Consider the following 25,867-nt stretch of genomic DNA (forward strand, 5'->3'; position numbering starts at 1 on the left):
TTGTTTTTAAAGTTTTAAATTTTTTTGTTAAATAAATTTGGGAAGTTTTTTGTTTGGTGATTGAAATTATCTAAAATTGATGTAATCTCTTCATATACTTTATCATTAATTTCTGCTTTAAATGAATTTACGTTTGATTCTACATAATTTTCCTTGCTAAAGCCCACTATAAATCCACTTAATTTTGTTTTTTTAAGCCATGAATATGTTAATTCTAAAATTGTTAAGTTATTTATCTTTGCTATCTCTTCAAGTTTATTTATGGTTTTCAAAGTATAAGGCCAAATTTCTTTTTTGAAAAGTATCAATTTTTCTGTTCTAATATCATTAAATTTGTTTTTGTCTTTTATATTAGCTTTAGATAAAAGTCCTTGAGCAATTGTTGAATATGATATGGTGGCAATATTGTTGTCTTCACAGTAAGGAATTACATCTTTTTCTTTATTTCTAAATAAGGGGTTGTATCCTATTTGGTTTACGTCAATTTTGCAAACTTTTTTTATGCTTTCCATGTGTGATATTTCAAAATTACTTACGCCTACATATTTTATTCTTCCTTTTACTCTCATTTCTTCAAGAAATGATGCGATTGGTCTTAGGTCAAAATCGGCTTTAGGCCAGTGTATATAGTAAATATCTATATAATCAGTTTTTAAATTTTTAAGACTTTCATTAAAGTTCTCTCTATATTCTGAAATTTCCATTGGGTAGCATTTACTTGCAATTAAAATATTTTCTCTTATTGTTGGATCTTTTTCTATTATTTCGCCAATTATTTTTTCCGAAATTCCATTTCCATAAGCTCTTGCAGTATCAATATTTCTGATCCCGTGATCATATGCTTTTTTTAATATTTTTTTAGCAGTTTCTTTTTCGACTTGCTTAAAATATCCTCCTCCGAATTGCCAAGACCCTAAAATTAATTTGCTATAAGTATTTATCTTGTCTTTAAGATTATTCACAGATTCTCCTTTTTATTTTACGATAAATTGGTATTTTTGTTTTAATGATGATTTAAGTATGTCTTATTTTAAAAGTTTTATAAATAAAATTTTATAGTTTGTTAATATTTTTTAGCAATTTTTCTTTATTAAAATCTCTATTTATTCCAAATCTGGTTAAAGAGAAATCGTATTTTACAGGATCTTCATTATTTTCTTTTGAAAAATAGCTTGTAATTTTTATTGCTTGTTTAAGATTTACGTTTTTTATTTCTTTGATTTTAAATAGTTTTGAAGCAATGCTTGTCATGTGAGTATCCATTGGCACTATAAGCTTATTGGGATTGAATTTATTCCAAATGCCTAAATCGACCTCATCTTTGCGTATCATCCATCTTAAGAATAAAAAAAGCCTTTTGCAAGAACTTCCCTTTGAAGGCTTTGGAAGTAGCATGCCAAATTCTCTCCCATTTATTTTTTCCATATGCTTTATTAATTCATCTATGCTAAGTATAAAATCTTGGTTTTTATAATAAATACTGTAAAGAAGATTTTCAAGCGTATGGTGCTGTTCTTTTATTATCTTAAGGGTGCACAGTAGCCTTACAATATCTTCTCCTTTGAAAAATCTATAAACGAATCCTTTAAATATTTCTTTTAAGTCCTTTTCATTTGCCAGCTTAAGGCTCTCAGAAGGGGATTTGCCAAGTGGTTTAAGTATTGTCTCGATTGCTTCTAAAATTCTTTCTACTCTTCCAAGCGACAATGAAGAACTWATAGGCCTACRAGTTCAATGTCTTCTTTTTCTTTATACCTGTATAGAAATTCTAAAGGATCAGGATGTATAAATTTTTTTTTATTGTATTTTGAATATATCTTTTCTAGAAAATCATATAGCGAGCTTTTAGCTTTTATTTGCATTATTATATTCTAATAGTTCTAATAATATTTTTTTAAGTTTTTTGTCGTAAAGTTTGTCTTTTGCCCATTTCCCAGTCAAATCATATATTGTTGGAGCAGATCCTCTTTTAACAAGGTAAAATCTAGGATCAACCATATTTGATTTGATATTTTGTTTTGAAGCATAAGCTTTTAAATGTTGAATATGAGCTTTAATTCCTTCTGTAATATTGGAAAAAGAATTTCCTTTTGTAAGATTATTAGTAGCGCCTATTMMTGAAAAATTGTGTTGTTCTTTTGAAACTATTCCATTGAATTTTAGAGCTCCTGTTTCTAGTAACATTTGAGCATAGGCAATGTCATAATTAACCCCTTCAATCAAAGATTCGTCTATATAGGTTTTAGCAACAGTATTTACATAGTTTTTGTCAAGCTCTGGATTTATTTCTAGAGTATATTTTACAAGGTCTTCTAGTTGAGTTTTTCCTCTACTTATTAAAAAGGGAATATATTTTTCCTTTTGTATTTCAGTACTTATTTCGATTATCTCTTCATTACTATGAGCTTTATTTGTTAAAAAGATGTTGAGCATTGCAAATAGCAAGAATTTTTTTATCATTATTATTTTTCCTCTTCAATAAATTTATTAATTTCATTAACTATAGAATTAAATCTTGATAACATTGATTTTTTGTTTTTTAAGAAATTAAAACTTTTTAAATAGTTTCTGCTAAAAATAAGATCAGAAATTTCTGCAATATTGCTTATGCCTGTTAGCTTTATAGATTTTGTATTAGCAACTTTTGTGTGGAGGTTCTTTTCATTTTCTTTTAGAATTAGTTGTAAGTTTTTTAAATTTCTTATTGTTTGCGGTTCTCCCCCTATATTGATATATTTTGCTATGTTTGTGTTTTTTGCAAGGATAAAATTAACAATATTTGCTTGATTTCCTAGTGTAATTAACGTTAGTTTATTAAGGTTCATTTTTGAATTTAAAAATTCCAAATTTTGGCTTGATTTTGCTAGTTCAATACATATTTTGAATATCAGTTTCAGTAGATGCAATATCAGCTTTTTCATTAAGGATATTGGCAGGCTCAATTAAATAGCTAATGCTTTTATTGATTACATAGCTAAATATACTTTTATGGCTATTTTTAATAAAATCGTAGCTTTTCATATGTTTATATTTTGGCGAATATAAATAAACAATTTTTCCTTTCTTAACAATCCTGCTAACTAGAGATTTGAACATTGAATCGTGAGAATAATAAGGAAGTATAAGTAAAACAGAATCATATAGTTTTTGGTTATTGCTAATAAGGGCTTTTTTATATATGTTATTCTGTTTTGATAAGTAATTCATTTCGTTTATGAAAAAAGGATTAAATTCGTACAAAAGAAATGGATTTTGTTTTTTAAGGCCCAATGTTGAGCTTACAGGGTACCAAATCGATAAGTTTAAATCATTTTTGTGATCTTTAATTCTTGCGAATCCAAGTTGATAGCTATTGTTTTCATCTTTGGGATAATTTATAAAAAGTGCTAAGTATGAAAAAATAGTTGCAATAATAACAGTTAAAATAGCAGGCATTACAAGTATTGTTTTTAGCAAAATTGAAAGAAATATTCCTTTTGATTGTTTTGTAGACCTATTGTTGATTCTTCTTCTACTATTTACTATTGTTTTGATGTTTTTAAAGAAGATGATTATCATAAAGATTAAGAATATACTGCCAATATATAACATTAACGGTCTGATTTCTGTAAAGTATAAAGTTATTACAAAAAACGTACCTGGAAATATTATGAAGTAGTCTTCATAAGTAAATTCTTTTTTAAAATTAAATAAATTTACTATTAAAAATATGCTAAAACTGGTTAAGAAAATGAGTTCATAAATTTGCGTATCCATAAAAATAATTTTTCCTTAAATAATTATAAGCATAAAAGCAATTTTTCCAAAATAGTTTACAGAATTGATTATTAAATAGTGTTAATCTAATTTTAGATTTAATAAGAGTTGTTTGATTAAGAAAGTTTATTTTTGTTTAATATAAAATGTTGTGTTAAAATAGATTATGTTTACAGGCGAAAGGTAGTAACATATGGTTGGAACCTTTTTGGGAACGGGGGCTTCAAGTGGTGTTCCTATGTTAAATTGTAGCTGTAAAGTCTGTACTTCAAGTTATAGTAAAAATAAAAGATTGAGAAGTTCTTTTTTTCTTGAGTCATCTTCTGGCATCAAATTGTTGATTGATACAGGTCCTGATATTAGACAGCAACTTTTAAGAGAGAAAATAGATAGGCTTGATTTAGTGCTTTACACGCATGAACATTATGATCATATTATGGGTTTTGATGATATTAAGTTCTATACACGATGTGCCCCTTTAAACATTTATGCTAGAGATACTGCCATGGCTCACATAAGGAATGCTTTTCCGTATAATTTTACATCCAAACCCTCTTTAAGTGGAAAGGCAGACATTATTGCCAATGTTATTAGGGATTTTGAGCCCTTTTTTTTTAAAAGTCTAAAGATAGTGCCAATTCCTTTGATTCATGGGGATATAATTAGTTTAGGTTATAGGGTAGGCAATTTAGCGTATCTTACTGATGTTAAATTTATTCCCGAAGCGTCTTATGATTATTTAAAAAATTTAGATCTACTCATAATAGATGCTATGAGGATTAAGCCTCATCCTGCGCATTTAAATTTTTCAGAGGCTTTTTGTGTAATTAAAAAGATCAATCCTAAAATTTCTTACTTTACACATATTGCACACGATATAATGCATGAAGAATTTGATTATTTAGAAAAAGATAATATCTATTTAGCTTATGATGGATTAAAGATTTATATTTGATTTAACTTTAGTTAGAGAGGATTTATGAAATTAATTTCATGGAATGTAAATGGAATTAGAGCTGTTTTAAAGAAAGGTTTTCTTGAGTTTGTAAAAGAATATACTCCAGATATTTTATGTATTCAAGAAACTAAAGCCTTAAGAGAACAGTTGCCAAAGGATTTAATTCTTGAAAATTATTATTCTTATTTTTCAAATTCAAAGATTAAAGGTTATAGTGGTGTTTGCATTTATTCAAAAGTTGAGCCTATCTCTGTAAGGCTGCTTGGAGAAGAAATTTTTGACAATGAGGGTAGGGGGCTTGTAGCATGCTACGACGATTTTATATTGGTTAACGGTTATTTCCCCAATTCTCAAGTTTTAAGAAGAAGACTTGGGTATAAACTTGATTTTTTATCTTATGTTGAAAATCTTGCAGATTCTCTTGTATGTGATGGTAAAAATGTAGTAATTTGTGGTGATTTTAATATTGCTCATACCGAGATTGACCTTATAAGTCCCGATTCTAATAGAGACTCTCCGGGATATTATATTGAAGAGACTACTTGGTTAGATGATTTTTTAAACAAAGGATATGTGGATACATTTAGGATATTTAATAAGGATCCTGGTTATTATACTTGGTGGAGCTATAGAACAAGAGCTAGAGAGAGAAATATGGGGTGGAGAATTGATTATTTTATTGTTAATGAATTTTTCAAGAGAAATGTTGAAAAATCTCTAATTTTAGACAAAGTAATGGGAAGTGATCATTGCCCTGTTTTTTTAGAGTTGGCTGATGTAGTTAGCTAAAGGGAGGAGGCTAGATTGAAAAAAAACATTGCAATTTTTTATTTAATATTTATTGTTAATTTTAGTTTTGGAATTGATTTAAATGATTTTGATTTTTACCGTAGTCTTGAAAAGGAAGAATTGATATTTTTTATTAACTTATTAAAGAGGGAGCAACTTGTTTTGGAAAATAGTTGCGCTTTAGAGTATATTGAATTAGCCTATAAGGCATTAAAAGAAAAAAATATAAATTTATTATTAAAAAATGACAAAGAATTAGCAGTAGATAATAATACTGAGCACTTAGTGCAATCCAAGGCATATAACAATGCAAGGCTTATCTTTAATGCTACAAAGGATTTAAATACTTTGGTTCATATTGGCAAAGATGGTCTTTTAAAGACTTTAGATGGGAGAAATGTAGGGGTTAAGGATAATAAATTTATTATTTTAGATTCTTTTTTGAATAACGATTTTTATGATGATGTTCCAAGTGAATATACTACTATTGAAATTTATAATAAAAGCATTTTAATGCCCAATTTAAATAAATTTCTTCTAGATAAGCGCTTAAATCCTTTTATTTATCTTGAAGATTTTAATAAAAACGTTTACTTAAATGATATTCCAAAATTAAGCAAAGAAGAGTTATTGTTTTTATTTTATGAACTATTTCCAGTTTCTAAGCTAAAGAGTTTAAAAGATTGGAATGATTTTGGATTTTCATCTATTTCAAAAGCATTGAATAAAATTTATTCTGAAAAAATAAATTCAATAAAGAGGAGTGCAAATGAATTATCAAAGAATTAAGAATTATTGTAAATTTACAAGCGTTTTTCTATTTTTTTTGTTTTCCTGTGTTTCTAATGAGTTAAAGTTAGATCAAAGTTTGGTAAAAGGAAAACTTGTCAATGGGCTAAGGTATTATATTTATAAAAATCAAACCCCAAAGAATGCCGTTAATATGGGAATTGTTTTTAATGTGGGCTCACTTAATGAAGAAGATAATGAGAGGGGAATAGCGCATTATCTTGAACATATGGCTTTTAATGGTACAAAAGATTATCCAGGGAATTCTATAGTTGATGTTCTTAAAAAATTTGGAATGCAATTTGGTGCTGACATTAATGCTGCTACTAGTTTTGATTTCACTTATTATAGACTTGATTTGTCAGATGGTAATAATAAAGATGAAATTGATGAATCTATAAATATTTTGAGAAACTGGGCTTCTCAAATCAGTTTCATGAAAGAAGAAATAGATCTAGAGCGAAATATTATTATTGAGGAAAAAAAGCTTGGTGAGACTTATCCTGGAAGAATTTATGAGAAAATGGATAAGTTTTTGACAAGCGGAAGTCTTTATGAATTTAGAAGTCCTATTGGACTTGAAGAGCAAATTTTATCTTTTCAGCCAGAAGATTTTAAAAAATTTTATAGAAAGTGGTATAGGCCAGAACTTGCAAGTGTTATTGTGGTAGGAGATATTGATCCTATAGAAATTGAAGAGAAGATAAAGAAGCAATTTGTTTCTTGGAAAAATCCAACCGATAAAATTAAAGAAGTAAAAGTAAGTTTAGACGTAGAGCTTAAGGATAAATTTTTACTTTTAGAAGATTTGGAAGTTGGAGAGCCTAGTTTAATGTTCTTTAAAAAGGAAATTATTAACTTTGTAAAGACCAAAGATGACCTTTTAAATGCTATTAAAAAGTCTTTATTAGCCGCTCTTTTTGAAAATAGATTTTCTGAATTAAAGACTGCTGGGGTAAAGCAATTTAAAAATGTTTCAAATAAAGATTTTTTCTCATTTAAATCAGATAACAATACCATTGTTGCAAAATCGATTTCTTTAAACTTTAATCCAGATCATTTGAACGAAGGAATACAAGACTTTTTTTATGAGCTTGAGAGGATAAGAAAATTTGGATTTACCCAAGGTGAGCTTGAAAAAGTTAGATCTCAATTTTACAAATCTTTAGAATTAAGGAAAAAGAATATAAATAAAACAAATTCATGGGCTATTTTTCAGGATTTAATAGAAATTGCTATTAATGGTTCTAATAAATTTGATATGAATGAATATTGCGATCTTTCTTTTCAATATTTGGAAAAGATTGATTTAAAAACAATAAACAATCTTGTAGGAAGAGAGTTTGATGTAAAAAATTGTGCAATTTTTTATTCTTACCATGGAAGAGCACATCCTGTTTTAACTCTTGAAGATATTGACAATCTTCAAAAGATAGCTTTAAAAAGAGAGTTAAAGCCTTATGAGAATTCTTTAATTGAAGGTAAATTTTTTAAGAAGTCTTTAGATGATAAAGATATTATTAGAGAAAATGAGTTTGAAAATGAAATTTCGTCATTTGTTCTTGAAAATGGGGTTGAAGTTTATTTTAAATATAATGATCAAAAAAAAGGTGTAATTGATTTTAGTGCAACTTCTTGGGGAGGTTTAATTAATGAAGATTTAAAACTTATTCCTGTTTTATCTTTTGCTCCCGGAGTAGTATCTGGTTCGGGTTATGGTGATTATTCTGCATTACAGATTGAAAAATATTTATCAGATAAAGCTGTTTCTTTAAGAGTTGGGGTTGGAGCTCAAGAATCATATATTTCTGGAAGTTCAGATAAAAAAGATCTTGAAACTCTTTTTCAGCTTATATATTTTACTTTTAAGGAACCCAAAATTGATGATGTTTCTTTGCAAAATGCTATTAATAATATAAAAGCATTAATAAAGAGCAATGAAAATAGTTCTGATTATCATTTTCATAAAGCCATTAGTAAATTTTTAAACAATAATGATCCTAGATTTGAAGATACAAAAGATAGTGATTTGCAATATTTTACAAAAGAAAATATTTTGTCTTTTTATAAGAAAAGGTTTACTTATGCAAATAATTTTAAGTTTGTCTTTGCTGGAGACTCAGATATTCAGACAATAAAGGCTTATTCAAAGAAATATTTGGGCAATCTTAACTTTAAAGAAATAAACGAGTATAAAGATTTAGATTACTCTTACAGTAAAAATTTTAATAAAATAGTTGTAAGGAAGGGAAAAAATTCAACTAGTTTTGCCTATGTAATTTATCCTTTTAAATTTAATTATTTAGCAGAGACCTGGTTAAATTTAAATGCTTTAGCGGATCTTTTAACGGATGGGCTTATAAAAAATATTARAGAAAAAATGTCTAGTGTTTATGCAATTCAAGCCTCTTTTGACTCCAATTTAAGAAAAAATGTAGATTCCGATGGTATTTTGTCTATTTTTTTTACTACCGAGCCTAAGGAGCTGGACAATGTCTTAAATTCTATTAATCGCTATATGATCGAAAGGCAAAAAATAGATTTTAATGATAAAGATTTTTCTTATGTTAAGAAGAATTATATTAAAAATACAAAAATAAATTCAGAGAAGAATGGTTATTGGATTTCAAATATATTGGCGTCATTATCCTGGTATGGAGTATTTAAAAATAATTTTGGTGTTAAGTTTATAGAGACAAACTTAAACAAAGATTTAATAAATGAATTTTTTAAGAAAATTAATCTTGATGAAAAAGCAGAAATATTGCTAATACCTGAATAGTTTGTGTTTGCTTAAAAAACATTCTTGTTTTCTGGGTTTGCTAGAAGGCAAGAATGTTTAGTCTATTTTTATTAGCAAGACATCCTCTAGGGGAATCGAACCCCTCTTGCCAGGATGAAAACCTGGAGTCCTAACCGATAGACGAAGAGGACAAAAGTGAGCTCAGTAGGACTCGAACCTACGACAAACGCCTTAAAAGGGCGCTGCTCTACCACCTGAGCTATGAGCCCAAAAGTCATTTTATGACCATCGAAAGTAATAATATATTTATTTTCCAATAATGTCAAGTTAAATTGGCATAAAATTAATAATTTATACCAAAATGTATTTAACAATTTGAGCTGCACAGGACTTGAACCTGTAACCAGCGGATTAAGAGTCCGATGCTCTACCACTTGAGCTAGCAGCCCAGTTTATTAATTTGCTAACAATAAGAATAAGTTTTTATAAATTGAATGTCAAGGTTTGTTGTTGCTTTTTTTTAATTCTTCTAGTAAATTTTTTGCCTCTAGATTATTAGGAGAGATTGTAAGAATTTTAATTAGTGCTTCTTCTGCTAATATTTTATTTTTTGCATTTATTCTTGATCTTGCTAATTTTATTAATAGATTTTGGTTATTAGGAGAAAAACGTAATGCATGTTCGTATGCAAAATCGGCTTCATTATATCTTTTTAGCTCATAAAAAGAATCTGCAATTAAATTATAAACTTTTATTATTCTTGCTCCTTTAGAATCAAGGCTAATGTATTCTTGAAAGTATTTTAATGCATTGTCATAATTTTTTTGAAAGAAATAAGCTTCTCCTAGTGCTTGAATAATTCTTATGTCATGTTTTTTAATGCCAAGTCCTATAATCGCCTCTTTTTCAGCTCTCTTGTATTCTCCTATGGCTATTAAGCTCCATATCAATATTGTCCTAGCATCTAAGTTACTAGGATTTAGTCGAATTTCTTCTAACGTGTTTAAAATAGCTTCTTTAAATTTTCCTTCTTTATATAGAAGAAGAGAGTCTTCTTTTTCTTTAGGCGGTGATTGTCCAAATAACAAGCTTGAATTGGATAGTAGAATTAAAGCTATTTGTAATAGAAAAAAAAATTTCATTCTTCTAAATCCTCCATTTCACAATTCCCTTTAAACATTGCTCCAGAATCTATAAAGAGTTCTTTGGTTTTAATGTTTCCTATTAATTTGCCGGTTTTGTAGATTTTAATTGTTTTTAAAGCCTCAATATTTCCTTTTATTTTGCCATGATTTAGCAAATGTTGACATTTTATTTCAGCTTCAACATCAGCTTTTTCCCTTAGATAGATTGAGTTTGATGAGTTTATTAAACCCTTAAGCTTTCCTTCTATTATTATTGGCTTATTACTTTCAATATATCCTTCAAACTCAAAATTTTTTTTTATTACATTTTGAGTACTACTTTCTTCGAATTCTAAGCTATCTATACTCATTGAAACCTCTAAAAATGAATGCTTTAAAGTTAAAGCATTCATTTTTGATTGAATTTTTTATGATTTTTTTATTATTTTAATCGTTTCTTCTTTGGCCCAAAAATCTTAGAAGATATAAGAATAAATTTATAAAATCTAAATAAAGTTTAAGTGAGGCTACAACCGCCATTCTGTTTTTTATTTCAGTGTCGTCTTGTAGCATTTTGTCCATTTTAGAAATATTTTGAACATCATAAGCTGTTAAGCCTGTAAATATAACTACGCCCAAAATAGATATAAGGAAATTAAGACCTGAGCTTCTAAAAAACATATTAACAAGAGATGCAATAATGATTCCCCATAAGCCCATTATTAAATAGCTTCCCATTTTTGTTAGATCTGTTGTTGTAGTGTATCCATAAACAGACATTCCAAGAAATGTTCCAGCAGTAATTCCGAATGTGAATACTATTGATCCTTGTGTGTAAATCATAAATATAGAAGATAATGTTACTCCTGTTAGTGCTGAGTAGAGCAAGAAAAGAGCTGTTGCAGTATTGCTTGATATTTTATTAAGAGCACCACTTATTGCATATACAAGTCCAAATTGTATAAGTATCATAGCCATAAATGACATTGAATTTGAGAATATTATTGCTTTGATTGTTTGATTTTCTGAGGTTGCATATGCAAATACTGCTGAGATTAAAAGTCCAATTGACATAAGCCCGAAAACTTTGGCTAAAAACTTGTTTTTTATTAGTATTTCTTGTTTTTCTTGTGTTAAATCGATCATAATAAAGCCTCCTTATTATTTTATTAAGATTTGTTTTGATCGTTAAATTTTTTGCGAAGTTCATCAAATATAGTGCTTGGAACTTTTCCATACCTTAAGAATTCCATTGAGAATTCTGCTTTTCCTTGGGTAGAGGATCTAAGGACTGTTGAAAATCCAAACATTTCGCTTAAAGGCACCTCAGCCTCAACTTTTGAAAAACTTCCATCTTCTAGGGAACCTGTTATTATTCCTCTTCTTTGATTTAAAAGTCCAAACATATTGCCTTGGAATTCAGTAGGTCCTTCAAGGGTAACTTTCATTATTGGCTCAAGGATTGTAGGCTTTGCTTTTTCATAAGCCTCTCTAAAAGCTCCAATTGCTGCTAATTGGAATGCAATATCAGATGAGTCAACAATGTGATATTGGCCATCATTGATTGTAATTTTTATGTCAACTATTGGAAAGCCAATTAATGTTCCCCTTTCCATTGCTTTTTGGAACCCTTTATCACATGATGGGATATATTCTGTTGGGATTACTCCTCCTTTTATTAGATTGACAAATTCGTATGTTTCTCCTTCTTTGTCAAGAGGTTCCATAAACCCTGCAACTCGTCCAAACTGACCAGCTCCTCCAGATTGCTTTTTGTGAGTATAATTAAATTCAGCTTTTCTTGTAATCGTTTCTCTATAGGCTACTTGCGGCATTCCGGTTTCAACTTCTGCCTTGAACTCTCTTTTCATTCTTTCAATGTAAACTTCTAAGTGTAGCTCTCCCATTCCTTGAATTATTGTTTCATTTGATTCAATGTCAACATAAGTTTTAAATGTTGGATCTTCTTTTGTAAATCTTCCAAGGGCTTTGGCCATATTATCAGCAGATTTTTTATCCTTTGGTTTTACAGAAAGAGAAATTACTGGATCTGGAATAAACATTGATGTCATTGAATAGTTGATCGATGGATCACAAAACGTATCTCCTGATGCACATTCTATTCCAAATAAAGCAACAATGTCACCACTTCCTCCAAATTCAATGTCTTCTGTATTATTGGCATGCATTCTGATAAGCCTTCCAACTTTGAATTTTTTAGAAGTTCTTGAGTTGATAAGTTCTTGTCCTTTTTTTAAAATTCCTTGATAGATTCTCACATAAGTCAACTGTCCGTATTGTCCGTCTTCAAGTTTAAATGCAAGAGCAACAGTTGGGAGCTCGTTGTCAATTTTAAGATCGATTTCTTTTTCATTATTATTTAGGTCAAGAGCGGTGTTTTTTATATCATGAGGGGATGGCAAAAATCTGGTTACAGCATCTAAGAGCAATTGCACTCCTTTGTTTTTATAAGCAGATCCCATAAATACAGGGCATAATTTTAAAGCCAATGTTCCTGTTCTAGTTGCATTGTATATTATTTCAGTAGGAACTTCTTTTCCTTCCATGTGTAATTCCATAAGTTCATCATTAAAGTCAGCAAGAGTATCAAGCATTATTTCTCGTTTGCTTTTTGCTTCTTCTAAGAGATCTGAGGGTATTTCTTTTTCTATTATTTCTGTTCCATCTTTTCCTTCAAAATAGTAGGCTTTCATTAATACAAGGTCTATAACTCCAATATGTTTGTCTTCTAATCCAATTGGAATTTGCATTAAAACGGAGTTTAAGTCAAGTTTTGATCTTAGTTGATCTTTTACATTGTAGGGATTTGCTCCGGTTTTATCACACTTGTTTACAAATGCAAGGCGCGGCACGCTATATCTTTTAAGCTGTCGATCAACAGTTATTGATTGGGATTGAACTCCTGCAACAGAATCAAGAACCAATATTGCCCCGTCAAGCACTCTAAGAGATCTTTCAACTTCAATTGTAAAATCTACGTGTCCGGGTGTATCAATAATATTTATCGGAAAATCTTTCCATTCAACGTGAGTTGCAGCTGATGCTATTGTGATTCCTCTTTCTCTTTCAAGTTCCATTGAGTCCATTGTTGCACCAACCCCATCTTTGCCTTTTACTTCGTGAATTGCATGAATTTTATTACAATAAAAAAGAATACGTTCTGTAAGAGTGGTTTTTCCTGAGTCGATGTGTGCGCTAATACCTATGTTTCGTAATTTATTATAGTCCATTAGACTTTGTCCCTCCTGATGATATGTGGGTAGAAGATTAACTATCTTAGTAATTTTACAAAATTTTTTTTTAAAAATCTATCTTATATCGTTTTATATTATTAAATATTTGGAAGTTTAAACTATTTTATATGAAATTTGACAGTTTGCTTGATTAAATTTGCATTAATGTATATCCTTATATTAGGGAATATATCATTTAGTAGATTTTGATTTTATTGATTAAAACTTTTTATTTAGTGAATTAACTCTTACTTTATTATTATACTCCTAAGATAATTATTTGGAGGAATTTGAGTTGGAAACTTTAACAATATCTAATGAGTTGAGCAAAATATCACAAGTAGATTACGATTCTTCTGTGTCTGAGCTTTCTGTGTTTTTTAAGGATGGAAGAGCTTATAAGTATTTTAAGATTGAACCAAGACATTTTAGCGCAATATCTAAACTTGTTGAGGACAGAAGATCAGTTGGTAAATATTTAACAGCAAAACSTATTTAACAAATATGACCAAGAAAAGCTTTAATTTGTTTTTTAGATAGTATTAAAAGCCCTTTTGCTTTTAAAGCAGGAGGGCTTATTTATGTTTATGACTAGCTTTTAGAGTAATAAATTTTGTTTTATAATCATCAAGATGGTTTATTTAATTTTAAAATTCAACAGCATTGAAGTTTTGTATTTTGATTATTATTAGATTTAGTGTTATTTTGCTGCTTTGGATAATTTAAATAGTATAAATAGTATTAAGGATTTAAGTAAATTTTTTATGTATAAATTGTTGTTTATTATTGTTTTTGTTTTGTCTTGTAGCTCTATTTTTAAGGAATATCAGAACATATCAGGTGAATACTATAAGCTTGCTAAATTAAATGAAGAGCTTGGTAATGATGAGACTTCTGTTTTGCTTTATGAAAAATCTATTAAATTTAATATTAATGCTGGTGATGATTCAAGTTACAATTTTATTTTAGCTTGCATTAATTTGAAAAAATATGTTGAGGCTGAGTTGAAACTTAATTCTATTATAAAAGAAGATCCAGAAAATATTTTGTTAATCAATCTTAAGGGATATTTGCTATTTAAAAAAAATGATTTGGACAATGCTTTGATTTATTATTTGAAAACTCTAGAATTTGCGCCTGCAAATAAAGAGGCTCTATTTAATATTTTTTACATTTATCATTTAAAGAGTGACAAAAAAAATGCAAAAAAATATATCTCAAAATATAAAGAGCTAAATCATCCTATACCAAGTGGTGCGGAAGAAATAGTTTCTTCTATTCTTAAGAGTTAATTTTTAAGTTTTTTTGTTTACTTTTTGCTTGTGGTAATCTTTATGGTAATTATTATATAATAAGGTGTGCAATATAAACCCTGTTTTATTTTTCATAAATTTTTGTAGGAGAGTTTGTATATGATTAGGCTTAAAGTTTTAATTTTGTGTTTATTTGGGATTTTTGTGTTAAATGGTTTTGCAGATACTAATTTTGAATTCAATTTTGGTGGTGGGGTTGCTTTTCCTGTTAGTCCCTTTTCAAGCTTTTACAATGAGGCTTTAGAGATTAATGCAAAGCTTAAGCAAAATTTGCCTTCAGATTTATCCCCAATAGAAAAAGAAGAGATAGTCCAAAATTTTTCCGATTTAGCCAATATTGCTAAAGCTGGAATAAGATATGGAACTTACGCTCAATTTGGCGCTAAATTTGATGATTTTGTTTCTATTGGATTTGAGCTTTTGTTTAACATTAATCTTCTTAAAGCAATAAAGCGTTCGGATGGAACTGCAAATGAAAATTTCTCGTTTATTATGGCAATAACACCAAGATTTTATACAAAATTAGATTTTTTTGTTTTAGCTTTAGCGTTTTTCACAGGTCCTAAGATCAATATAGCGACTTCTTCTGCGGATTCTGTTTTAGCAGAACTGGGAACAATGGGCTGGGATATTGGTGCTAGACTTTCATTTTCTTTTTTAATTCTTGAAGGGTACTATGTTTGGAATATTAAAAACCCTAAATTTTCTGATTTCAAGTTTGGAATAGGTTTTGAATTTGGAATTGTGTAGTTTATTTAATTTTATTTTTAGGATTATGTTATAGTATTTGTTTTTGCTATTAATAGAATTTTTAGATTTTTATTTTTATTATTAAAGCTAAAATATTTTAATGACCTTGCTTTAAAAAATTTTAGTCATATTTGTGTGTATAAGTTTTATTAATTAGTAAATTAAGATTGTTAAGATTTTCTAAAAAAGAACGAGGAGCTGGGTGAATTTACTTAAAAAGAAATCAATAGGAATTATTGCTTGTCCTGGGGGTAGGGTTTTTGCTAGTAAAATAATAGAAGAGCTTGACAGAATATTTATAAATATTGAAAATGAGATTATAGAGAGCATATGCCAAGATTCTAAAGCCTTAAAGGAAGAAATTTTTAAGATTGAAAAAGTTTTATCTCCTTTTTTAGAAGGACTTAGTTTGTCTACTCTTAAAAGCAAAGAGCCTTTAGAAATTCCTGTAAAATTTGTTAAATTTGCCAATGGTGAATTTAAAACAGAAATTTTAAAAACAATCAGAAATAAGGATATTTTTATTGTTCAAGATGTTGCTAATGCTTATGAAGTTGAGATAAACAGTAGCGAAAAAATAATTATGACGGTTAATGATCACATAATGAATTTAATGACAACAATAGATGCCTGTATGCAGGCCAAAGCCAATTCTGTTAGTGTTATTATCCCGTCTTATCCTTATTCAAGACAAGATAAAAAGCATTCAAGAGAATGCTTAACAGCAAGTCTTATTGGAAGATTTTTAGAAGAGTTGGGCATTAGACATATTTTAACCCTAGATATTCACTCAAAGGCTATTGAGAATGTCTTTAGGAAAGTTTATTTTGAAAATTTAAATGTTTCTTATGAAATCTTTAATTCTCTTAAGGATTTAATCGACATTAGAGATTCTAATTTAGTTATTGTTTCACCCGATACAGGTGCTGTAAGTAGAAATAAATTTTTTGCATCAAGCCTTAAGAGCCCTCTTGCTTTGCTTTATAAGGAGAGAGATTATTCAAGAGTTTCAAATGATGTTGCTGATTCAAATATTTCTGTAACCAAGCTTTTAGGAGATGTCGAAGGCAAGAATGTTTTTATGAGTGACGACATGTTAGCTACTGGGGGCACTCTAATTAAGGCAATGAAATTACTTAAAAGCATGGGTGCTAAGAAGATTATATGTGGGATTAGTTTGCCGTTTTTCAATGGAGATGCTATTAAATATTTTGATAAAGCTTATGAGGAGGGATTTTTTTATAAAATAATTGGAACAAATGCTGTTTGTCATAATGATGAATTAATAAATAAACCTTGGTATCATGAGGCTAATGTTGCGCCTCTTTTTGCGGAGGCAATATTTGCAATTTATAATAAAGTTGGTTTGCAAAAAATTCTTGATAGAAAGGATGATATTCAAAAATTGATTACCAAGGGTTAATTTATGAATGCTCTTAGTATTGATATTGGTACCAGTGTTTTAAAGGCAGCATTAGTTAGTTCTAAAAATGGAGTTTTAAGTTATATTGATGTTAGTTACTCAGATTATTTTGATGTTGATTTCGAAAATTTTGACTTTAATATATGGCTTTTTTCTTTTAAGAAAGCCATATCCAATTTTAAGCCTAGCAAAATAGATTGCATTTCTGTTGGCGGCATTTCGCCATGTTTAATTGCTTTAAATTCAAATTTAATTCCTTTGGAAGTGTTGCATTGGAATTCCTTTAAAATTAAGTCTTATTTTAAGGGTAAGTCTGTATTTTTGCCCTATGTACTTAGTACGGTTGAAAGAGGAACATATTCTAAAATAAGCTATTTTGTTTCTTGTTTTGAGTATTTTATTTATTTGCTTACAGGAAAGCTTTTTACAAGCTTTCCAAGCATGGAGTATATTCCTTTTATTTGGGATGATATAGAGATAAAAAAATATGGGCTTGACAAGAATAAATTTCCTCCATTTGTAAAAATGGGAGAAAATATTGGCGTTGTAACTTATAAAGCAGGAATTGAATTTGGGCTAAATAGTGGAATTAGCGTAATTAATGCGGGATCAGATTATTTGAATGCTTTGGTGGGAAGTGGTGCTTTTCAAGAAGGAATTGTGTCAAATAGAATGGGTACAAGTGAAGGGTTTAATTTTGTTTCAAGTACATATTTACCAGGATTTTCTCTAGAATATCCTTATTTTTTAGAAGGATTTTTTATTATTGGGAGAATTGTTCCTTTTGGATATTTGATTCAATTATTAAAAGACAGTTTTTATAAAAAAAGTTTAACTTTTGAGTTGCTCTTAAAAAAAATTGTTAAAAGTGTCACTTTAAATAATGTATACTTTTATCCAAGCAAAATTAAACTTTTTAATGATTTATTTGTTTTAGATCCTTGTCTTTGCAAAGATCTAAGTAAAGGAATTTTTGGTAGTATTAAAAATCCATTAGAGATTGGTTTATCAATACTTGAGTTTGTATGTTTTGCTTTTTACAACAGATTGGTAGAGCTAAAAGCCTGCAATAAAGAAATTTTGAGCATTTTTGTTAGTGGGTCTAATTCTGATAATTTGCTTTTAAATCAAATAAAGGCAAATATTCTTGGCAAAGATTTAAAAATTTTTGATTTTAAGCATTCAGAGATTATTGGGGGAGCAATTCAAGCATTCTATTCTTTAAGAGAATTTGGCAGCTTAAATGATTCTTTTTTAAAACTTACAAAGATTAAGCATGTTGTTTCGCCTATTATTGAGGTTCATGAAGAATATTTAGAAAAATATCAAAAATATATTAATAATTATAGTCTATTTGTTAACGGGTAATATATAAGTTTCTTTAAATTCACCTATTCCTGCTATTTTTTTAAAGTCTGCTTTTGCTTCTGATTTTGTTTTATAAGGACCAGATCTTACTCTGTAAATATCTTTATTATCTACTGTTGCAGAATATATTCTAGCAATTATATTATATTTGAGTAATTTTTGAATATAGTTGTCTGCATTGATTGGGTCTGAGAGTGATACAAATTGTATGTAATATTCTATATTAGGATCATAAATGTTATCAGTATTTAAAGTTTTTTGGGCTATGGGTTGAGGCTTTTCGATGGTTTTTGATTTCTGAGAAGTATTAGATATTTTTTGAGTTGTGGGTTGAGGCTTTTCGATGGTTTTTGATTTCTGAGAAGTATTAGATATTTTTTGAGTTGTGGGTTGAGGCTTTTCGATGGTTTTTGATTTCTGAGAAGTATTAGATATTTTTTGAGTTGTGGGTTGAGGCTTTTCGATGGTTTTTGATTTCTGAGAAGTATTAGATATTTTTTGAGTTGTGGGTTGAGGCTTTTCGATGATTTTTGATTTCTGAGTATTAGGTATTTTGTTTGTAGGTTTTTTTTCTTTATTTAAATCTTGTGTTAAATCTATAATTATTTCATTTTGAGTTTCAGATACCTTTAAAGATTTTTCATTTTGGTCAACCTTTTCTAAGGTGTTTGGATCTTTATCTTCTTCTAAAACAATATTTTTTTCTGCAATGTCTGAAGCCAAATTTTTGTTTGGAAAGAAAATAATTGTCCCAAGAAATATTATGATACAAACTGTTGCAATTGATGTTAATGCTACAAAAAATCCTTTATTATTATCATTGTTTTCATTCAAATCTTTCATAGTTAATTATCCCCTGCATTTTTTTTTCAATTTCTTTTTCTAGATATGCATAATTCTTGTTATTAATTATATTGATTATTTTTAAGTTTATAATATTTTTTTCAAAAAAAATATCTTTTTGGATTTTGAGTATTTTATTAATCATATTTGAATCAATGTTTGGTATAGAATATGATAATCTATTTTTTATTATAGAATTCTTTGCCTTAAGCACAATTATGTAGTCGCAAAGTTTTTCCAAATTCATTTTAAAAAGTAAAGCAGCATTAATTATTATTTTTGTAGATTGGTTTTGGATTAGGATTTTTTTTATTTTGCTGAGTATGACTGGGTGTGATACGCTTTCAAGCTTTTTTAATTCTTTATTGTCATTAAATACAAGATTTCTTAGTAAGAGTTTGTCTATTTCATTTTTAGTATTTAATATTTTTTGACCAAATATTTTAACTATTTCTTCTTTTTTTTCATGTAATACTGAATGTCCAAGCTTGTCTGCATTTATTTCGTAAAATCCATATTTATTGCTAATTATTTTTGAAACAGTATCTTTGCCAGATGCAATTCTTCCTGTTACTCCAATGATTAATGGATTTCTCCCCACGATTTACCCGTTTCAATATTTGCTCTTAAAGGCAGATTTAATGTGTAAGCAGTTTCCATCATAATTTTTAATATTTTTTTCACTTCATTTTCTTCTTCAATAGGAGATTCAATGAGCATTTCATCGTGCACCTGTAGCAATATTTTTGATTCCATTTTTTTACTTTTAAATTCATTAAATACTTTGACCATTGCAATTTTCATGATATCGGCGGCACTTCCCTGAATTATGCTATTTATTGCTATTCTTTCAGCGGCAGATCTTTCCAGATAATTATTGCTATTAATTTCTTTTATATATCTTCTTCTTTTTAAGATGGTTTCGCTATATCCAGCATTTCTTACGAAGTTTATTTGATTTATTATAAACTCTTTGATTTTTGGATAAGAATCAAAGTAAGAGTTTATAAATCCTTTTGCCTCTTCTTTTGTAATTCCCAGTTCTTTTGCAAGTCTAAAATCTGACATTCTATAAATTATTCCAAAATTAATAGATTTTGCTATTCTTCTCAAGTTAGGAGTAATTTCTTTTTCTTCTATTTTGAAAAGCTTAGAAGCAGTTTCTGTATGAATGTCTTTATTATTTTCAAATGCTTTAATAAGGACTTCATCTTGTGATAAATGAGCAAGTATAGCAAGCTCAATTTGAGAATAATCAGCTGAAATAAAAATATTTCCATTTTCTGGTTTAAATGCTTTTCTTATTTTTCGCCCTTTTTCATCTTTTATTGGTATGTTTTGCAAGTTAGGGTTTATGCTAGTGATTCTACCAGTTGCTGTTTTTGTTTGTATAAAGCTTGTGTGCAGTCTGTTTGTTTTATAGTTTATTAGTTCTATCAAATTATCTGTGTAAGTACTCTTCAATTTTGCAATTTGTCTGTATTTTATTAGATTTTCAATTGATTCATGCTGTTCTCTGAGAGATTCAAGCACTTTTATATCAGTTGAATCTTTTTTCATTTTTTCTGGTAATTTTAGATTTAATTTTTCAAATAAAATTTCATGCATTTGTTTTGGAGAATTTAGATTAAAATCAATTCCTATGCTTTTTATTATTTCGTTTTCGATTGCTTCTAATTCTTTTCCAAGTTCTTTTCCATATTCTTTTAAATATTCTTTATCAAGGTAAATTCCATTTTCTTCCATTTCTATAATCACCTTGTTAAAAGGCATTTCTATTTCGTGCATTAACTTGTCGAGTTTGTCTTCTTTTAATTTTTTGGTAAATATATTAAATAATCTAAATGTAATATCAGCATCTTCGGATGAATAGCTTGTTGCCATTTCTAAAGATATATTTGCGAAGTTGTCATTTTTTTGTATCACATCTTCATATTTAATGTTTTTATGCATTAAATATTTTTCTGCAAGAAAATCAAGCGATACTTTTGAGTTTGTGTCGATAAGGTATGCAGCAATCATTGTGTCAAAATAAGGTGGTATAGGGTTAAATCCATTGTTTTTAAGTATTTTATAGTCAAATTTATAATTTTGACCAATTATTTTTGGATTTGATTCAAAAAGATTGTTAAATTTTTGTATTATATAGTTTTTTTCTATGTAAATTTTTCCTTTGGCTTCGATTGGAATATAGTAACCTTCAAATTCTTTAAATGAAATAGAAATCCCAATTAATTTTGCTGTGTAAGTATCAAGCGAAGACGTTTCTGTGTCTATTGATATGTATTTAGCCTTTTTAAGGCTTTCTATTAAATCATCAAGCTCTATTTTTGTTGTTATTGAGCGGTATTTAACATTTTCTGTGTCAATTGTATTTATGTCATCTAAGCTGTTGGTAGTAGGTTCTTGCTTAAATAGACTTTTTTGGTCTGCATTTTCTTTTTCTTGTTTTAAGATATCCTTTTTATAAGTTTTTATTAGGGCAATTGCTGAGTGCTTTTCAAACAAAGATATTATCTCTTCGCTAAAATTTTTTAAGGCGAAGTTTTCAATTTCTGGAATTTTTAAATTTTCTTCAAGACTTACAAGTTCATAGCTTAAAAAAGCATTTTCTTTTTCTTTGATTAAAAGTTCTCGGTGTTTTTTATTTATTATTTCTAAATTTGAATATATCCCGTCTAAGGTTTTAAATTCTCTTAATAAATTTGCTGCTCCTTTTGCGCCAATGCCTTTTATTCCAGGTATATTGTCAGACCTGTCTCCAACAATAGCTAAATAATCTTTTATTTGAAAGCTATTTACTCCAAATTTTTTTGTTACGTACTCATTATCCATTTCAATAAAGCTGTTGTTTTCAATTTTAAGTATTTTTACGTACTCTGACATTGTTTGCAGCAAGTCTTTATCTGGAGAAATAATGTAAGTTAAATAGTTATTCTTTGCAGCCTTTTTGGCAAAACTAGCTAAAAGATCGTCAGCTTCGTAGCCTTCCATCTCAAAGATTGGTATTTTTGCCTTTAAAAGGCCTTCTTTTATCCATCCTATTTGAGGTATTAAATCGTCCGGAGGTAAATCTCTTGTTGCCTTGTAGCTTGGATATTTTTGTTTTCTAAAAGTTGGTACCTCTGAGTCAAAGGTGATAATCAAATGTTCAGGATTTTTTTCTTTTATTATGAAAAATAATGTTTTGAAAAAGCCAATAAATGCGTTTACATTTTCTCCTTGTGTGTTTAAAAGTGGATAATTTTTCATTACGTGATAATTTCTAAATATTATGTTTAGTGCATCAATTAGGTAAAGTTCTTTCATATTTTAATATCTAACATTATGGGTGAATTGTTTACTGCAAGGTTTTGGAGCTTTTTAATTTTTGGAATTTTTCTTTTTGCATTTGCAATTTGTTGTAAGATTTCACAACAAATTTGATATTTAATGTATATTTCTTCTTTTAGTAGATTAATTTCTTTAATTAAGTAATCAAAATTATCCAATTTTTGGTTTTTAAATTTTAACCATGCATTTATTGTTTTATAATAGTTTTTGATTGATTCTAATATTAAATCTTTCTTAGGATTGGTTATACTTAATATTTCTATTTCTTCTCTTTGCAATTCATTACTTTCTATTGTTAATATTAATTTCAATTCTTTTAATTCTAATAATAAATTTCTAAAATGTTTTTTTAAAATTTCATTAGCCGACAATATTGATTCCTAATTTACTTTGAGTAACATTATTACTTTGAGTAATATTATTTTCTTTTTTGCTTAATTTTTTCCAGGCAAAGCTTAATATTTGCAGTTGTTTTATGACATTGTCAATTTTGTGTATTTCTTTTTTCAAAAGAACATTTTCTAGCTCTTTATTTAGAAACAAGTATATTGAGAGTAAATTTGTAGAAATGTTTCCGCCTTGCTCAAAATTTAAGGTTGACATTAATTCAGTAATGATTTCTTGTGCATGAAAGATTTTTTCATTAGCTTTAACTGCATTTTGCCAATTTTCATCTTTTATAAGCTCTTTTGCAACTTTTAAATCCTGTATTGCTTTCTCATAAAGCATTATCAATATTGATAGGGGATTTGATGTGTTTACTTGTGTTTGTTTGTATATTTTTTCTTTTGCTATCAAAATTTCCTCTAATCCAAAAGTTTAATTTGCTCTATTATTTGTTCTTTTTTAAAAGGTTTTGTAATATATCCTCTAGCTCCAAGAGATAAAGCTTTTTGTATTAATTCTTGTTTTCCAATAGCTGTAACCATTAATATATTAACTTTTTTAAGCAATTTTTTATTAATTTCATACATTCTCTCAAGAGCTGTGATTCCATCCATTCCCATCATTGTTATATCGAGTGTTATTAAATCAATATTATTTTGTTTTTCAAATTCTTTAACAGCCTGAATGCCATCTTCGGCTTCTAAAAATTCTTTAAATCCCAATTGACTTAAGATTTTTATTAGGTTTTTTCTCATAAAAAGTGAGTCATCAGCTATTAAAGCTTTTTTGCTTTCTTCCAAACTAGCACTCCTTTTATCCATTCTAGCATATTAAAATATCTTTAACGACAATTAAAATATAATTCACATTTTTATAATATTGTCTTTTTGATTGATATTTTTCTTTAAAGATTATTTTAATTTGAACATAAATAAAATAGCATGTATTTTTGGTGGTATTTTACAGTTTGTATAGTAAAGTCGGTTTTTGCTTGTTAGAATTGTTTGATAAAATAATAAAGAATATGTTAAATTTTACCCTATGAGCAGCAAAGTACAGCAAGAAATTGCAGACTTGAAGAAGTTGATTAGAAAGTGGGATAAAGAATATTATGTCGATTCTTTGCCTAGTGTTGAAGATTTTGTATATGATAAGCATATTTTAAGGCTTCAAGAGCTAGAAAGTAAGTACCCTGAATATAAGACCTTAGATTCTCCTACTCTTAAATTTGGCAGCGATCTTTTAAATGATTTTAAAGAGGTTGAACATTCTGCACCTATATTAAGTCTTGATAAGGTTTATGATCTTGATTTGCTAAAATCATGGATAGATAAGATTGATTTTAATAATTCTTTTAACATTTCTGTTGAGCCAAAGATTGATGGATGTTCTATCGTTCTTTATTATAAAGATGGCGTTCTTGAAAAAGCTCTTACTAGAGGTAATGGAAAATTTGGTAATGATGTTACTATAAACGTTAGAACCATTAGATATATACCTTTATTTCTTGATGAAAAGGTTGATTTAGTATTAAGGGGTGAGGTTTATATTACTAAAGAAAATTTTTTGAAAATAAATAAATTTTTGGAAAAGCCTTATACGAATTCTAGAAATTTGGCTTCGGGAATACTTAGAAGGGTTGATAGTAGAGAAGTCGCTAATTTTCCTTTAAATATTTTCATTTATGATTTTTTGAATGCTGGATTAGAATTTAAAACCAATGATTTAGCTACTGCAAGACTTAAGAAATTGGGTTTTAAAGTCAATCCCTTGATTAGGTTTTTTGATCTAAAAAATTCAATTGGAGAAGTTTTAAATTACATAGCAGATATAACAAAAAAAAGAGATTCTTTTGAATATGAAATAGATGGTGTTGTTCTTAAGGTTAGTGATTTTGCTTTAAGAGAAAGATTGGGGTATACTGCACATCATCCCAAATGGGCAATGGCTTACAAATTTGAAGCGCTTTCGGGTTTTAGTAGGGTAAATAGCATTGTTGTTCAGGTTGGACGTAGTGGTAAAATTACTCCGGTTGCTAATATTGATAAAGTTTTTGTTTCAGGAGCTTTTATTACTAGTGCAACGTTACACAATCAAGATTATATAAGGTCTATTGGGTTGAATGTTGGTGATGTTGTTAAAGTTTCAAGAAGAGGAGATGTAATTCCTGCTGTTGAAATGGTGATAAATAAATTTTCAACAGGATTTTTCAAAGTTCCTGATAATTGCCCAGCTTGTAAAACGGCTGTAGTAAAAGAGGGGGCACATTTTTTTTGTCCAAATAATAATTGTCCTTCAGTAGCAGTTGAGAGAATAAAATATTTTTGTAGTAAAAATTGTATGGATATTGAAGGGTTTTCCGACAAGATAATTTCTTTTCTTTTTGAAAAAAAATTTATTTTTTCAGAAATTGATCTTTATACTTTTGATTTTTATAAGCTTCTTGAATTTAAAGGGTTTAAAGATAGAAAGATAAATAATTTGATAAATTCAATTGAAGCTAGCAAAAAAAAACCATTTAGTAAATTACTTCTTAGTATGGGAATTAAAGATTTAGGGGAAAATACAATAAGGTTGTTGTTTCTTAATAATTTAAATTCATTTTCAAAGCTTTTTAAGCTTTGTCAAGACAGATATTTTGCATTTTCAACATTGTTGAAAATTAAAGGCATAGGAGAAAAAATTGCTTTAAATATTATTGAAGCTTTTAATGATTCAGTAATGCTTAATAAGTTTAAATTTTTTGAAAATTTGGAATTTAAAATGGAAGAGGTTGTTGCGATTGATGGTGAGAATAAGTTATTGGCCGGTAAAAAGTTTTGCATTACTGGAACTTTTAATGGTTATTCCAGGTCTATTATTATTGATAAGCTAAAAAATAAAGGAGCAATTTTTAATACTTGTGTGACTGGGAGTTTAGATTTTCTTATTGTAGGAGAAAAAGCTGGATCAAAGCTTAAAAAAGCTTTGAGTTTAAATATAAAAATTATGTCTTTTGAAGACATAAAAAGTTACTTAGATTAGTTGGATAAAAGTG

General features: G+C 28.2%; 21 protein-coding genes, 2 tRNA genes and 3 pseudogenes. 10 read left to right on the top strand and 16 right to left on the bottom strand.

Going from position 1 to position 25,867, the window contains the following annotated elements:
- Positions 1-14 precede the first annotated feature (14 nt).
- From BB_RS02645 to BB_RS02660, 4 genes and pseudogenes are all read right to left on the bottom strand, one after another.
- Positions 15-962 (bottom strand): aldo/keto reductase, encoded by a 948-nt coding sequence (locus tag BB_RS02645; protein WP_002658007.1) that lies wholly within the window; start codon positions 960-962, stop codon positions 15-17.
- Positions 963-1,053: 91 nt separating this feature from the next.
- Positions 1,054-1,862, bottom strand: a pseudogene (locus tag BB_RS02650) (TIGR02757 family protein).
- Positions 1,846-2,460 carry a glucosaminidase domain-containing protein gene (locus BB_RS02655; protein ID WP_023591459.1) on the bottom strand — a complete coding sequence of 205 codons (615 nt, stop codon included), beginning with the start codon at positions 2,458-2,460 and terminating at the stop codon, positions 1,846-1,848. Before BB_RS02655 ends, BB_RS02650 begins: the two are co-directional and overlap by 17 nt.
- 2 nt (positions 2,461-2,462) lie before the next feature.
- Positions 2,463-3,756: pseudogene (locus tag BB_RS02660) on the bottom strand (hypothetical protein).
- Positions 3,757-3,949: 193 nt separating this feature from the next.
- Between BB_RS02660 and BB_RS02665 the strand changes: the two are divergent.
- Genes BB_RS02665 through BB_RS02680 form a run of 4 tightly spaced genes read left to right on the top strand, consistent with a single transcriptional unit; the run spans position 3,950 to position 9,074 of the window.
- Positions 3,950-4,711, top strand: a complete 762-nt coding sequence (locus tag BB_RS02665) for an MBL fold metallo-hydrolase (RefSeq protein ID WP_002658011.1) — start codon at positions 3,950-3,952, stop codon at positions 4,709-4,711.
- A 24-nt stretch (positions 4,712-4,735) separates the two neighbouring features.
- Positions 4,736-5,503 carry an exodeoxyribonuclease III gene (gene xth / locus BB_RS02670; protein ID WP_002656039.1) on the top strand — a complete coding sequence of 256 codons (768 nt, stop codon included), beginning with the start codon at positions 4,736-4,738 and terminating at the stop codon, positions 5,501-5,503.
- 15 nt (positions 5,504-5,518) lie between these two features.
- Positions 5,519-6,292: a hypothetical protein gene (locus tag BB_RS02675; RefSeq protein ID WP_002656837.1), complete on the top strand. Its 774-nt coding sequence runs from the start codon at positions 5,519-5,521 to the stop codon at positions 6,290-6,292.
- Positions 6,273-9,074, top strand: a complete 2,802-nt coding sequence (locus BB_RS02680; protein ID WP_010889761.1) for a M16 family metallopeptidase — start codon at positions 6,273-6,275, stop codon at positions 9,072-9,074. Before BB_RS02675 ends, BB_RS02680 begins: the two co-directional genes overlap by 20 nt.
- A 157-nt stretch (positions 9,075-9,231) precedes the next feature.
- Here BB_RS02680 and BB_RS02685 read toward each other — a convergent pair.
- The 6 genes from BB_RS02685 to fusA form a co-directional block, all read right to left on the bottom strand.
- A tRNA-Lys gene (locus tag BB_RS02685) sits at positions 9,232-9,304 on the bottom strand.
- 107 nt (positions 9,305-9,411) lie between these two features.
- A tRNA-Lys gene (locus tag BB_RS02690) sits at positions 9,412-9,484 on the bottom strand.
- A 48-nt stretch (positions 9,485-9,532) separates the two neighbouring features.
- Entirely contained in the window at positions 9,533-10,177 is a 645-nt protein-coding gene (locus BB_RS02695) for a tetratricopeptide repeat protein (protein ID WP_002656128.1), read from the bottom strand.
- Positions 10,174-10,572: a bactofilin family protein gene (locus BB_RS02700; RefSeq protein ID WP_002665254.1), complete on the bottom strand. Its 399-nt coding sequence runs from the start codon at positions 10,570-10,572 to the stop codon at positions 10,174-10,176. Before BB_RS02700 ends, BB_RS02695 begins: the two co-directional genes overlap by 4 nt.
- Positions 10,573-10,606: 34 nt before the next feature.
- Positions 10,607-11,305, bottom strand: a complete 699-nt coding sequence (locus BB_RS02705) for a Bax inhibitor-1/YccA family protein (protein ID WP_002656001.1) — start codon at positions 11,303-11,305, stop codon at positions 10,607-10,609.
- Positions 11,306-11,328: 23 nt separating this feature from the next.
- Entirely contained in the window at positions 11,329-13,410 is a 2,082-nt protein-coding gene (gene fusA / locus BB_RS02710; protein WP_002557127.1) for an elongation factor G, read from the bottom strand.
- 298 nt (positions 13,411-13,708) lie between these two features.
- Here fusA and BB_RS02715 point away from each other — a divergent pair.
- The 5 genes and pseudogenes from BB_RS02715 to BB_RS02735 all read left to right on the top strand — a co-directional run bounded on the left by BB_RS02715 (position 13,709) and on the right by BB_RS02735 (position 18,267).
- Positions 13,709-13,937 (top strand): annotated as a pseudogene (locus BB_RS02715) (KTSC domain-containing protein).
- A gap of 240 nt (positions 13,938-14,177) precedes the next feature.
- A complete protein-coding gene (locus BB_RS02720; RefSeq protein WP_002657002.1) occupies positions 14,178-14,705 on the top strand; it encodes a tetratricopeptide repeat protein in 528 nt (175 codons plus the stop codon).
- 120 nt (positions 14,706-14,825) lie between these two features.
- Positions 14,826-15,476, top strand: a complete 651-nt coding sequence (locus BB_RS02725) for a hypothetical protein (protein WP_002557130.1) — start codon at positions 14,826-14,828, stop codon at positions 15,474-15,476.
- Positions 15,477-15,678: 202 nt separating this feature from the next.
- Positions 15,679-16,899, top strand: coding sequence for a ribose-phosphate diphosphokinase (prs, locus tag BB_RS02730; protein ID WP_002557131.1), 1,221 nt, complete (start codon positions 15,679-15,681; stop codon positions 16,897-16,899).
- A 3-nt stretch (positions 16,900-16,902) separates the two neighbouring features.
- Positions 16,903-18,267: an FGGY-family carbohydrate kinase gene (locus BB_RS02735; protein ID WP_010889762.1), complete on the top strand. Its 1,365-nt coding sequence runs from the start codon at positions 16,903-16,905 to the stop codon at positions 18,265-18,267.
- Here BB_RS02735 and BB_RS02740 read toward each other — a convergent pair.
- From BB_RS02740 to BB_RS02765, 6 genes are read right to left on the bottom strand one after another with little or no spacing between them, the layout of a single operon-like run.
- Positions 18,250-19,110 carry an SPOR domain-containing protein gene (locus BB_RS02740; RefSeq protein WP_002664796.1) on the bottom strand — a complete coding sequence of 287 codons (861 nt, stop codon included), beginning with the start codon at positions 19,108-19,110 and terminating at the stop codon, positions 18,250-18,252. The two genes, BB_RS02735 and BB_RS02740, sit on opposite strands and share 18 nt — an antisense overlap.
- A complete protein-coding gene (coaE, locus tag BB_RS02745) occupies positions 19,094-19,711 on the bottom strand; it encodes a dephospho-CoA kinase (RefSeq protein ID WP_002658855.1) in 618 nt (205 codons plus the stop codon). The genes BB_RS02740 and coaE overlap by 17 nt, the downstream gene beginning before the upstream one ends.
- Positions 19,693-22,419, bottom strand: coding sequence for a DNA polymerase I (gene polA / locus BB_RS02750; RefSeq protein WP_010889763.1), 2,727 nt, complete (start codon positions 22,417-22,419; stop codon positions 19,693-19,695). Before polA ends, coaE begins: the two co-directional genes overlap by 19 nt.
- A complete protein-coding gene (locus BB_RS02755; RefSeq protein ID WP_002658032.1) occupies positions 22,416-22,814 on the bottom strand; it encodes a hypothetical protein in 399 nt (132 codons plus the stop codon). The genes polA and BB_RS02755 overlap by 4 nt, the downstream gene beginning before the upstream one ends.
- Positions 22,804-23,241 carry a flagellar export chaperone FliS gene (gene fliS, locus BB_RS02760; RefSeq protein WP_002658034.1) on the bottom strand — a complete coding sequence of 146 codons (438 nt, stop codon included), beginning with the start codon at positions 23,239-23,241 and terminating at the stop codon, positions 22,804-22,806. The genes BB_RS02755 and fliS overlap by 11 nt, the downstream gene beginning before the upstream one ends.
- A gap of 8 nt (positions 23,242-23,249) precedes the next feature.
- Complete coding sequence (locus BB_RS02765) at positions 23,250-23,630, bottom strand: response regulator (RefSeq protein ID WP_002658036.1); 381 nt, start codon at positions 23,628-23,630, stop codon at positions 23,250-23,252.
- A 241-nt stretch (positions 23,631-23,871) separates the two neighbouring features.
- Here BB_RS02765 and ligA point away from each other — a divergent pair, with 241 nt between their 5' ends.
- Positions 23,872-25,854, top strand: a complete 1,983-nt coding sequence (gene ligA, locus BB_RS02770) for an NAD-dependent DNA ligase LigA (RefSeq protein WP_010889764.1) — start codon at positions 23,872-23,874, stop codon at positions 25,852-25,854.
- Positions 25,855-25,867: the final 13 nt, after the last annotated feature.

It is taken from the genome of Borreliella burgdorferi B31, from assembly GCF_000008685.2.
In the GTDB taxonomy this organism is placed as follows: Bacteria; Spirochaetota; Spirochaetia; order Borreliales; family Borreliaceae; genus Borreliella; species Borreliella burgdorferi.

Excerpts from the sequence above, each read along its gene's own strand:
- BB_RS02665 (WP_002658011.1), top strand. The coding sequence starts at position 3,950 with ATGGTTGGAACCTTTTTGGGAACGGGGGCTTCAAGTGGTGTTCCTATG.
- xth (WP_002656039.1), top strand. The coding sequence starts at position 4,736 with ATGAAATTAATTTCATGGAATGTAAATGGAATTAGAGCTGTTTTAAAG.
- BB_RS02695 (WP_002656128.1), bottom strand. The coding sequence starts at position 10,177 with ATGAAATTTTTTTTTCTATTACAAATAGCTTTAATTCTACTATCCAAT.
- BB_RS02700 (WP_002665254.1), bottom strand. The coding sequence starts at position 10,572 with ATGAATGCTTTAACTTTAAAGCATTCATTTTTAGAGGTTTCAATGAGT.
- BB_RS02705 (WP_002656001.1), bottom strand. The coding sequence starts at position 11,305 with ATGATCGATTTAACACAAGAAAAACAAGAAATACTAATAAAAAACAAG.
- fusA (WP_002557127.1), bottom strand. The coding sequence starts at position 13,410 with ATGGACTATAATAAATTACGAAACATAGGTATTAGCGCACACATCGAC.
- BB_RS02720 (WP_002657002.1), top strand. The coding sequence starts at position 14,178 with ATGTATAAATTGTTGTTTATTATTGTTTTTGTTTTGTCTTGTAGCTCT.
- BB_RS02725 (WP_002557130.1), top strand. The coding sequence starts at position 14,826 with ATGATTAGGCTTAAAGTTTTAATTTTGTGTTTATTTGGGATTTTTGTG.
- BB_RS02735 (WP_010889762.1), top strand. The coding sequence starts at position 16,903 with ATGAATGCTCTTAGTATTGATATTGGTACCAGTGTTTTAAAGGCAGCA.
- BB_RS02740 (WP_002664796.1), bottom strand. The coding sequence starts at position 19,110 with ATGAAAGATTTGAATGAAAACAATGATAATAATAAAGGATTTTTTGTA.
- polA (WP_010889763.1), bottom strand. The coding sequence starts at position 22,419 with ATGAAAGAACTTTACCTAATTGATGCACTAAACATAATATTTAGAAAT.
- ligA (WP_010889764.1), top strand. The coding sequence starts at position 23,872 with ATGAGCAGCAAAGTACAGCAAGAAATTGCAGACTTGAAGAAGTTGATT.